This is a genomic window from Bifidobacterium sp. POST2/T3 (B1), assembly GCF_058197115.1.
Genome location: NZ_JBVPQK010000085.1, coordinates 1 through 9,742 on the forward strand (window position 1 = coordinate 1; position 9,742 = coordinate 9,742).

Genomic DNA, 9,742 nt, shown 5'->3' on the forward strand with positions numbered 1-9,742 from the left:
GGCTTTCGTTCTGTTCGCTTGACTCGTTCATTGCCGTTTCACTCATAGTCGGTCCCTCTCCCTCACGCATACCGGATCCGCGGATCGAGCACTGCGTAGAGCAGATCGACCAGGAGGCTGGTGATGACGAAGATCAGGACCAGAATGGTCACGATGGAGACCACCAGGGTGCCTTCGCCCCTCAGGATGGCCTGGTAGAGGGTGTTGCCCACGCCCTGGATATTGAAGATGCGCTCGGTGATCATGGCTCCGCCCATGAGTCCGCCGATGTCGGCGCCCAGGTAGGTGACCACGGGAATCAGAGAGTTGCGCAATACATGCCGGACGATGACAGATCGGTTGCTCATGCCTTTGGCCCGGGCCGTGCGCACGTAATCCTCGGAAATGTTTGAAGTGATCTCCGTCCTGGTCAGACGGATGATGGAGGCCATGGATACGGATCCCAGCACGATGGCCGGCATGAGCAAATCAATAAAGCCCGGATTGGCTCCGGCCGTGGCTGGCAGCAGATGCCATTTAACACCGAACAGGTACTGCAGAATGAAGCCGGTGACGAAGGTAGGCACCGAAATCAGCAGCAGGGAGAGGACCAGGATGATGTTGTCCGACCACTTGCCCTTGGTCAGGCCGCCGATGATGCCGAAGATCACGCCGAAGATGCCCTCGAAGACGAAGGCCATCAAGGCCAGCTTAATGGTCACTGGGAAGGCCCTGCCGATAACGCTGATTACAGGCTGACCGGCGAAGGTATTGCCAAAGTTCAGGGTCAGTGCGTTCTTCAGAAAAAGCACGTACTGCACGATGAAGGGCTTGTCGAGATTGTATTCCGAACGTATCTGTGCGGCAACGGCCTGATTGACCGGCTTGTCCCCGAACATGGCGGCCACAGGGTCACCAGGAAGCGCGAAGACCAGCGCGTATATCAGAAGCGTCGTGCCGAGAACGACGGGGATCATCTGCAGAATACGTCGCAGAAGATATTTACCCATCGGCTATTCTCCTTTGTCATCCGCGACCGGGATCGGCATGGGGATCGGGGCCGCCGCAAAAATTCTTGTTTGAGTCTACCAGCACACCTCAACAGGGGTGCAAAAACACCAAGGCCGACGCGGAGTAAATCCTCCCGCGCCGGCCCAGGCAGTATCAGTTTTGGGGTGTGGGATTCAAGCTCCCGTCACCTCACTTGCTGATGTTGTAGTAGGCGGGGGTTCCCTTCCAGGTGAAGGAAAATCCTTTGATGTTCTTGGCGGCCACACCGTTGGAGTTCTGGTAGTAGAGCGGGACTGCAGGCAAATCGCGGAAGAGCACCTCCTCGGACTGCTGGTAGATCTTGTTGGCCTCGTCGATGCTCTTGGCGGAGGCTGCTTTGTCCAACAGGGCGTCAAACTCGGGGTTCCTGTAGGTGTTACCGTTGGATACCGAGCTGGAGAAGTTACTCGACAGATAGCTCTCAGGCGAGGGGTAGTCAGGCTGCCAGCCAGAGCGGAAGGCCGAGTCATTGAACTTGCCGTTCTGCACGTTGGAGCGGAACTCGCTGAAGGTGGGCAGAGGGTTGCCCGCAGCCTGGATGCCCAGGGCGTTCTTGATGGAGTTGGTGACGGCATCGTAGATCTCCTTGTGAGCACCATCGGCGTTGTAGGCGATTTTGAAGGTGTCGCCCTCGCCCCAGGGGGAGATCTTGTTGGCCTCGGCCCAGAGCTCCTTGGCCTTGGACGGGTTGTACTTGAGCACGTCGGATCCCTTGATGCTGGTTGAATAGCCGGGGATGACGGGGGCCGTGAAGTCGTGGACCTCCTTGGCGGTTCCGGACAGCACCTTCTTGATGATGCTTGCTCGGTCGATGGACATGGAGACGGCCTGGCGACGTAGCTTGCCCTCCTGATCCTGGCCGAAGTGCTTCATGTAGGTCGGGATGGTGAACATCTGGATGACCGAACCCGGGTCGTTGACGGCCTGGACCGTGTTGTCGGTCTGGAAGGTTTTGCGAGCCGAGGCGGGCAGAGTGTCCAGTACATCCAGGTTGCCGGCCTGCACGTCGCGGTAAGCCGCGGTGGGATCGGTGTAGGACCGGAACTCAACACCGCCGTTCTTGACCTTGATACCGCCCTTGTAAGTGGAGTCCTTGACCAGCTTTATGGACTTGTTGTGCTCCCAGGACTGGAACTTGTAGGGCCCCACGGTCACTGGCTTCTCGCCAAAGGCCTTGGTGTCCTTATAGAAGGACTCAGGCAGCGGCGCAAAAGCGGTGTAGCCCACCTGAATGGGGAAGGTGGACGAGGGCGAACTGAGATCCACAGTGAAGGTCTTGTCATCGATGACCTTCAGACCGGACAGCTGGGCCTCGCCAGGGGTGCCCTCCTTCTGCAGGTCGTCATAACCCTTAATGTTGGCGAAGAAGCTGGAGGCCAGCGGCTTGTTACCGATGTTGGCCGCCCAGGACCAGGCTTTGGTGAAGGACTGTGCGGTGACCGGGGTGCCATCAGAGAACTTCCAGCCATCGTTGATGGTCACGGTGTACTGGGTGTTGTCCTCATTGGCCTTGATCTGCTTGGCGATCTCGTTGACTGGTTTGCCCTTGTCGTCGAAGCGTACCAGCTTGGAGAACATGAGGTCGATGGGGTTGCCGCCCCCCACTTCGTTGGTCATGCCAGGGATGAGAGGATTGGTCGGTTCAGGGTTGAAGAACGAGATGACGGCATCCGAGCTGCCGCCGTTGGTACTATTGGCTGAGGAGTCGGACCCACCGGATCCGCCGCAGGCGCTCAGCGTGAGCGCCATGACGCACAGTCCGGCGCCGGCAATGGTCAGGGCCGATTGCTTCTTCATATATGCTGCTCTTTCCTTTGGTTGGTTTCCCGAAACCGCCGCCAGTACACAAGACCCGGGCGCGAATCCGCTTTGCTGCGGATCCGGCCGGGTCGACGACGGATTATGCTGTTTTCGGCACGATCATCACTTCTTCTTAGACAACTCCGCGAGGTTCGGATAGCTGTTCCAGCCCAGAGTCAATCCCTGCACATTCTTGGCGGAGGCACCCTTGTTGTTGGCGTAGTAGAGCGGAACCGCTGGCATGTCCTGCAGAAGGATCTCCTCAGCCTGCTGGAAAAGCTTGTTGGCCTCGCTGGTGTCCTTGGCCTTTGCGGCCTGCTTCAGCAGGTCATCGAACTTGGGGTTCTTGTAGTCGCCATCGTTGGACCCGTTGCCGTCAGCCGCCGAGCTGGCAAAGTTGCTCAACAGGTAGCTCTCAGGAGAAGGATAATCAGGTGACCAGGCCGACCGGAAGGCCGCGTCCTTGTAGGCGCGCTTGTTAACGTTGCCACGGAACTCGCTGAAGGTGGGCACAGGAGTGGCCTCAGCTTTGATGCCCAGCGTGTTCTTAATGGAGTTGGCCATGCCGTCATAGAAATCCTTGGCACCGCCGTCAGCATTGTAGACCATTTGGAAGCTCTTGTCGGCAGGCCACTGGCTGATGGCATCGGCCTTGGCCCAGTACTCTTTGGCCTTCTTAGCGTTGTACTTCAAATTATCGGAGCCCTTGAGGTTCTTGGAGTAACCGGGGATGGCCGGTGCTGTGAAATCAGTGGGCTGCACACCCAGACCACCCAGGACCTTGTCGATCAGCATCTTGCGATCCAAAGCCATGGAGATGGCCTGACGGCGCAGGTGACCCTCCTCGTCCTGGCCAAAGTGCTCCATGGTGGTAGGGATGGTGAACATCTGCAGGACGGAACCAGGCTTGTTGTAGCCCTGAACCAAGTTGTCAGTCATGAAGGTCTTCTGGGCTGAGGTGGGGACGGTATCGATCGCGTCCAGGTTGCCCGCCTGCACATCGGAGTATGCCGAACCGACGTCGGTGTAGACCTTGTAGTCGATGCCGCCGTTCTGGACCTTGACATCGCCCTTGTAGGTGGTGTTCTTGCGAAGCTTGACCATGGTATTGTGCTGCCAGGAATCGAACTTGTAGGGGCCCGAGCTGACCGGGTTCTCGCCATAGGCCTTGGTGTCCTTGTAGAAGGACTCGGGCAGCGGCGCAAAGGAGGTGTAGCCCACCTGGATGGGGAAGGTGGACGAGGGCGAACTGAGGTCCACGGTGAAGGTCTTGTCGTCCACGACTTTCAGGCCGGACAGCTGTCCATCCGCGGGCGCGCCCTGCTTCTGCAGATCGTCATAGCCCTTGATGTTGGCGAAGAAGCTGGAACCCAGCTGGCCGTTGTTCACATTGGCTGCCCAGGACCAGGCCTTAGTGAATGACTGGGCCGTGATGGGAGTGCCGTCCGAGAACTTGCGCCCATCGACCAAGGTGACCTTGTACTGGGTCATGTCGTCGTTGCCCTTGATCTCCGAGGCCAGATCATTGTGGGCCTTGCCTTGGTCGTCGAAACGGACCAGCTTGGCATTGATGGCGTCCACCACCTGCCCGCCGCAGCTCTCCACTGTGTTGCTGGGAATGAGTGGTTTGGCCGGCTCACACCCATGGACCGAAACGACGGTATTGTTGCCTGACTGGCTGCTGGACGATTGCTGAGCGCCCTTGGTGTCTGAACCACTACCGCAGCCGCTTGCCAAAAGCGCCAAGGCACAGATGGTCGCGGACACGAGCGTGAGCTGTGAACCCTTCTTCATTGCTGCTGCTCCCTAATATTCATATATTTACTAACTGTCAACTTCACGTCTGCAACCAGAGACACTAGGATGACCGAACCTCAAAGATCCCTGACAGACGCGTAAGCCACAATACGCCATATTCTGGTACGAAGATATTTCGTAAAGCAAGTCTCGTCTCACTTGCCGAATCTCAAGCCCGCGGAAAAGCTTGCCTGTACCGGTCCCGCAGCTGCTCGATGGAGACGTGGGTGTAGCGCTGGGTGGTTCGCAGGGAGGAGTGGCCCAGCATCTCCTGAACCTCGCGCAGGTCGGCTCCCCCATCCAGCATATGCGTAGCGGCCGAGTGCCGCAGGGCATGGGGGGCGATGTCAGGCACCCCAGCCTGACCAGCCGCCTGATGAACCACCTTGCGAACCTGCCGCTGGCCAACCCTGCCGCCTAGTTGACCCAGGAAGAGGGCCTGACCTGCCTTGCAGGCCGATTTAGCCGTTGCGCCCGCCAGGACCGGCCGCCCCTCCCCCAGCCAGCGATCCAGGGCGCGGTCGGCGGGCAGGCCATAGGGCAGAACCCGCTCCTTGGAACCCTTGCCCAGGACCTTCACAGTGCGGCTGTGCCGATGCACATCATCCAGGTCAAGTCCGCAAAGCTCGGCAACACGCATACCCGTGGCGTACAGCAGCTCCAGCATGGCCGCATCCCGCACCTGCAGGGCCGCTTGAACTTTCTCGTCCTCCCTGGGCTCGACTGGATCCTGGTCAACCGTATCCATCAAGGTGCGGGCCTGATCATGCGTCAGGATTCGTGGAAGGTGCTCGGACTGCTTGGGACTGCTCAGGGCCAGAGTGGGGTCGGTCTTGATCCGGCCGTGCCTGCTCAACCAGCCGAAGAAGGACCTTAGTGCGGCCGTCTTCCGGGCCATGGTCGAGCGGGCGTGAGTGGCTGCCTCACGGGCCAGCCAGGACCTGATGGTGGCCAGGTCGATCTGCGCAGGGTCATCGATGCCGCGCAAATGCATCAGGTGCAGAAAGCCCGCCAGGTCGGCCCGGTAGGAACGCACGGTGTTGGGACTCTTGCCTGCCACCCGGGAAAGATAGTCGGTAAAGTCCTGCAAATCCTGGTCCACTACGGGTGCTCCCTTCGCTTAGCTGTGCAGTATGTGCAATACAGTCTAGGCGTTTTTGCCCTCGTCGCAGCTGCAGGCGATACTGACGAAGGAGGTGGATGGCCATGCGTTTGCCAGCAACCATACCGGCCGGAGCACGTCTGGTGGTCAGGATTGCCCTGGGGTTGAATCCGGAAGATGGAAGGCCAAAGTTCCGCGACTACGTGGGCCATGTGGTCGACTGGGACGGACATCGGCTGATCCTGGACAGGGATCCGGCGGCCAATGGGTCACGCCCCGGGGAGCGCGTGACCCTTCAGGCGGCAGACATGGTGGCGCTGAAGCCGGTTCCGGAACGCCGTTCGCCCCGCCCGGACCATCCGGATCTCAGTCAATGACCGGCGGGTGCAGCACGCGGGCCCTGCTGGTGGTCAGGAAGGCCGAGACCTGCTCGCCGCGCAGGGCCGAATCCAGCAGCTCCTGCCGCCAGTTGCCCCCCTGCAGATCCAGTTCCAGATCAGTTGTGGGCATCTGCTCCCGGTCGCCCAGGGCAGCCTTGTAGCGCCGGAAGGGATCGGCCCGGAGGAAGAAGTCCCTACGCTTTTCATCGGCCTCCGGCTTCGGATTCCTCAAGAGGGAAGCCATGTCCTGCAGATTCTCGACCAGGGCATCCAGAAGGTCGGCCACCTGGTCGGCGTTCTCCTCCACCATGGCCCGGGTCCGTTCCGGATCGGTCAGGGCCACACGGGTCATGTCCCGCCAGGATCCGGCCGCCAGAGCCGAGGCCACACGACGGTCGGGCGATTTCGTCAGCATGTTGGCCAGGGCGGTCGACACCACATGGGGCATGTGCGAAATCAGTGCCGCGGCCCGGTCATGGGTGGCATTATCCAGGACGATCAGCCGGTTGCCCAGCCCCTGGGTGACCATATCGGCCACAGTCAGGAAGCGGCTGTAATCCGTATGCTCATCGACACAGAGTGCCCAAAGGGCATCTTCCAAGAGGGCCGGGTCCGAATCCTCATAGCCGGAACCCTCGCTGCCGGCCATGGGATGGGCGCCTACATAGCGATCGGCCAGACCGGCCTGTTCGACCTGCCTGCGGACCGGACCCTTGACACTGCCCACGTCCGTGAGGGTGGTGCCACGAGTCAGCACCGGGGCCAAGGCTTGGAGCACGTCGGGCATGACCCGCAAGGGGGTGGCCAGCACCAGAACGTCGGGCTTGCCCTTGGCCAGCTCCTCCAGGGTGTCCACGCAATGGATTCCCTGGCTGCGGGCCTGCTCATAGGGACGGTCGTTATGGTTCCAGGCGATCACGAACCGACCCCGGGCGGCCAGGCGGCGGGCCAACGATCCCCCGATCAGACCCAGTCCTGCAACGGCGATCTTGTGGGCCGAGGTCAGCACCGGTGAGGCGGCCATGCCCGCTATCGGGTGCATGTGTTCGGGCCCGGACAGGTCCATGTGTGGGAAGGGCGCGGATTCATCTACCATAACAACTCCTTGCTGATTGTCTCGGAATCGGGGTCCTCACCCCGGAAGGCCCCCGCCCTGGGCAGCATCCATTCACGGATGGGGGGCGCTGGATGCGGGGTGCGCGGATGGACCGCCAGGGTCTTGAGCCAGTCCCCCCTTTCCAGCAGGTCGGCCAGCACCTGATGCAGACCCTTCTGCCACGGTGCGGCGTCGATGCTGGCGACGAAGCTGTAGGTCCCGTCGTGCCCCTTGATGGGCCGGGACATGAAAGAGGTCATGTTAAGGCCCGCATCACGCAGACGGTCCAGCAGGTTGGCCAGCACGCCCGGCCCGGTATTCAGGGGGATAAAAGTGACAATGGACTCGAAATCCCCGCCCGGTGCCAGGCGGCGCGCCAGCCCGGCGGCCTGATCCCGGGGAGCCAGCACAAGAAAGTCGGTGCGGGCCCCCTGATAGTCCTGCACCTCACGCCGGTAGGTTTCCAGACCGTAGAGGCTCCCGCAGATGCGCGGCCCCAGAGCCACCTGATCGGGGCCCAAATCACGGCAGGCCGCAGCGTTGGAGTTGGTCGGGACTGGATTGAGGCCGGTCTCTTTGATGAAGCCCTTGCACTGGGCCAGTCCGTGGGGGTGGGCGCCGACCTGGCGCAGGGGGCCATGGTCGACCCGGACGAAGGCATCGAAGACGATGGGCAGACGGACCATGCCGAAGCCCGCTACCGATTGAGCGTCGATCAGGGCGTCCATGTTGGGCACCACATGGCCCTCCACGTTGTTCTCCCAGGCCAGCACCCCCCAGCCCCGGCCCTCCTCCACGGCGGCCACAATGGCAGCCGCATCCGTGCAGGGCTTAAGTTCCGCCTGGCAGCCCAGCCTTGTTGCCATGAGGTTGGCGGCCTCAAGGGCGGCCTGGTGTGTGAAGGTCCCCTCGGGACCCAGGAAGTGCAGGGGAATACGGTCAGGCGGAGTCGCCGGTGATTCTGACGGAACCCGGCTCATGCCAATCGCCCCTGACGACGCAGGGGGCCGTCAGCAAACCAGGAGGCCGGCAGGCAGATGGCCAGGGTCTGTATCAGGACCAGCCCGCCCATCCAGAGGAAGACCGCATACTTGGCAAAGAATGTAGGGAAGTTGGCATAGGGCATGAGCACGTCGCCGCCCGGCCCCCTCATGGAGAGCAGCCAGACCGTGACCGTCGAGGCCACCAGATGCAGGGCCAGACCCATGGTGCCGCTGTCGCAGCGGACCCACCAGGCGGCCAGGGCCACCAGCAGATAGGCCAGGACCATCCCCCAAGGCAGACCCTGAGCGGCCCCGGAACGCTGGACCAGGGTCCCCAGCACGCCCACCGCCAGGCCGATGGGCAGGCCCAGCAGGCAGCGGAAGGGACTCACCTTGCCGGACTCCCCCATCGAACGGGAGGCGGTCTGGTCCTTGGATTTGGAAACCTGAGACTTCATGGGTTCAAGACTAGTCCGACCCGGTCACCGTGGGGCGGCCGGGTCGGACCAAGGCTGATTGTGAGAGAAGGCTTACTTCTTGTTGGCCCTGCGCTGACGGGCGTTCCACTTATACCAGGCATCCCTGTCCAGGATGATCTTGCGCACGCGGATGGACTCGGGGGTCACCTCCACGCACTCGTCATCGTTGGCGAAGTCCAGGGACTCCTCCAGGCTCATGTCAATGGGCGGGGTCAAGGTCTCCAGCACGTCGGCGGTGGAGGAACGCATGTTGGTCATGTGCTTCTCCAGGGTGATGTTGATGTCCAGGTCGCCGGGCTTGTTGTTGATGCCCACGATCTGCCCCTCGTAGACGGGCGACTGGGGCTTGACGAAGAACTCACCGCGGGCCTGGAGCTTCTGCATGGCGTAGGGGCTGGCCTTGCCGGAGCGGTCGGAGACCATGGATCCGTTCTGCCGGGTCTTGATGTCGCCTGCCCAGGGAGCGTAGCCGGCAGAGATCGACGAGGAGATGCCAGTGCCACGGGTGGCAGTCAGCAGGGCGGTACGGAAGCCCAGGAGGCCACGGGATGGCACGGTGAACTGCATCCTGACCCAGCCGGAGCCATGGTTGGTCATGGTCTCCATGCGGCCCTTACGATCGGCCATGAGCTGGGTAACTGCGCCCATGTACTCCTCGGGCACGTCGATGGTGTCGGACTCCATGGGCTCCTGAACCTTGCCGTCCACGGTCTTGGTAACTACCTGGGGACGGCCTACGGTCAGCTCGTAGCCCTCGCGGCGCATCTGCTCAGCCAGGATGGCCAGGGCCAGCTCGCCACGACCCTGAACCTCCCAGGCATCGGGCCGATCGGTGGGCAGCACCTTGATGGAGACGTTGCCGATCAGCTCGCGGTCCAGACGGTCCTTGAGCATGCGGGCGGTCAGCTTGTGGTCCTTGCCCTCGGTACCGGCCAGTGGCGAGTCGTTGGTGCCAAAGGTCATGGAAACGGCCGGGTCGTCGACGTGAATCAGAGGCAGGGGGCGGGGATCGTCCTGGTCGACGATGGTCTCGCCGATCATGATGTCCTCAACACCGGCCACAGCCACGATGTCGC

At 61.6% G+C, this 9,742-nt stretch carries 9 protein-coding genes; 1 reads left to right on the plus strand and 8 read right to left on the minus strand.

Translation table 11 applies throughout. The features are described from left to right. Nucleotides 1-62: 62 nt before the first annotated feature. The 4 genes from AC0AP0_RS05665 to AC0AP0_RS05680 all read right to left on the minus strand — a co-directional run bounded on the left by AC0AP0_RS05665 (nucleotide 63) and on the right by AC0AP0_RS05680 (nucleotide 5,728). Nucleotides 63-989, minus strand: a complete 927-nt coding sequence (locus tag AC0AP0_RS05665) for an ABC transporter permease (RefSeq protein ID WP_110412669.1) — start codon at nucleotides 987-989, stop codon at nucleotides 63-65. Between the two features lie 190 nt (nucleotides 990-1,179). After that, nucleotides 1,180-2,826: a peptide ABC transporter substrate-binding protein gene (locus AC0AP0_RS05670; protein ID WP_490429663.1), complete on the minus strand. Its 1,647-nt coding sequence runs from the start codon at nucleotides 2,824-2,826 to the stop codon at nucleotides 1,180-1,182. A 126-nt stretch (nucleotides 2,827-2,952) separates the two neighbouring features. Then, on the minus strand, nucleotides 2,953-4,623 hold the full coding sequence (locus AC0AP0_RS05675; RefSeq protein ID WP_445342509.1) for a peptide ABC transporter substrate-binding protein: 1,671 nt from the start codon (nucleotides 4,621-4,623) through the stop codon (nucleotides 2,953-2,955). Nucleotides 4,624-4,795: 172 nt separating this feature from the next. Next, nucleotides 4,796-5,728, minus strand: a complete 933-nt coding sequence (locus tag AC0AP0_RS05680) for a tyrosine recombinase XerC (protein WP_490429664.1) — start codon at nucleotides 5,726-5,728, stop codon at nucleotides 4,796-4,798. 104 nt (nucleotides 5,729-5,832) lie between these two features. On the opposite strand from AC0AP0_RS05680, the gene AC0AP0_RS05685 reads away from it, so the two are divergent. Beyond that, complete coding sequence (locus AC0AP0_RS05685) at nucleotides 5,833-6,105, plus strand: DUF6725 family protein (protein WP_490429665.1); 273 nt, start codon at nucleotides 5,833-5,835, stop codon at nucleotides 6,103-6,105. Here AC0AP0_RS05685 and AC0AP0_RS05690 read toward each other — a convergent pair. The 4 genes from AC0AP0_RS05690 to AC0AP0_RS05705 form a co-directional block, all read right to left on the minus strand. Beyond that, nucleotides 6,095-7,132 (minus strand): prephenate dehydrogenase, encoded by a 1,038-nt coding sequence (locus AC0AP0_RS05690; RefSeq protein WP_490429668.1) that lies wholly within the window; start codon nucleotides 7,130-7,132, stop codon nucleotides 6,095-6,097. The two genes, AC0AP0_RS05685 and AC0AP0_RS05690, sit on opposite strands and share 11 nt — an antisense overlap. A 65-nt stretch (nucleotides 7,133-7,197) precedes the next feature. Beyond that, nucleotides 7,198-8,184: a prephenate dehydratase domain-containing protein gene (locus AC0AP0_RS05695; protein WP_198176616.1), complete on the minus strand. Its 987-nt coding sequence runs from the start codon at nucleotides 8,182-8,184 to the stop codon at nucleotides 7,198-7,200. Next, nucleotides 8,181-8,645 carry an alcohol dehydrogenase gene (locus AC0AP0_RS05700; RefSeq protein ID WP_490429666.1) on the minus strand — a complete coding sequence of 155 codons (465 nt, stop codon included), beginning with the start codon at nucleotides 8,643-8,645 and terminating at the stop codon, nucleotides 8,181-8,183. The genes AC0AP0_RS05695 and AC0AP0_RS05700 overlap by 4 nt, the downstream gene beginning before the upstream one ends. 72 nt (nucleotides 8,646-8,717) lie before the next feature. After that, a partial coding sequence (locus AC0AP0_RS05705) for a large ribosomal subunit assembly factor BipA (protein ID WP_490429667.1) occupies nucleotides 8,718-9,742 on the minus strand: 1,025 nt, incomplete at its 5' end.

Bases quoted from the DNA above. Each gene is read 5' to 3' on its own strand.
- AC0AP0_RS05695 (WP_198176616.1), bottom strand. From the start codon at position 8,184: ATGAGCCGGGTTCCGTCAGAATCACCGGCGACTCCGCCTGACCGTATT.
- AC0AP0_RS05670 (WP_490429663.1), bottom strand. From the start codon at position 2,826: ATGAAGAAGCAATCGGCCCTGACCATTGCCGGCGCCGGACTGTGCGTC.
- AC0AP0_RS05675 (WP_445342509.1), bottom strand. From the start codon at position 4,623: ATGAAGAAGGGTTCACAGCTCACGCTCGTGTCCGCGACCATCTGTGCC.
- AC0AP0_RS05690 (WP_490429668.1), bottom strand. From the start codon at position 7,132: ATGGCCGCCTCACCGGTGCTGACCTCGGCCCACAAGATCGCCGTTGCA.
- AC0AP0_RS05665 (WP_110412669.1), bottom strand. From the start codon at position 989: ATGGGTAAATATCTTCTGCGACGTATTCTGCAGATGATCCCCGTCGTT.
- AC0AP0_RS05700 (WP_490429666.1), bottom strand. From the start codon at position 8,645: ATGAAGTCTCAGGTTTCCAAATCCAAGGACCAGACCGCCTCCCGTTCG.
- AC0AP0_RS05685 (WP_490429665.1), top strand. From the start codon at position 5,833: ATGCGTTTGCCAGCAACCATACCGGCCGGAGCACGTCTGGTGGTCAGG.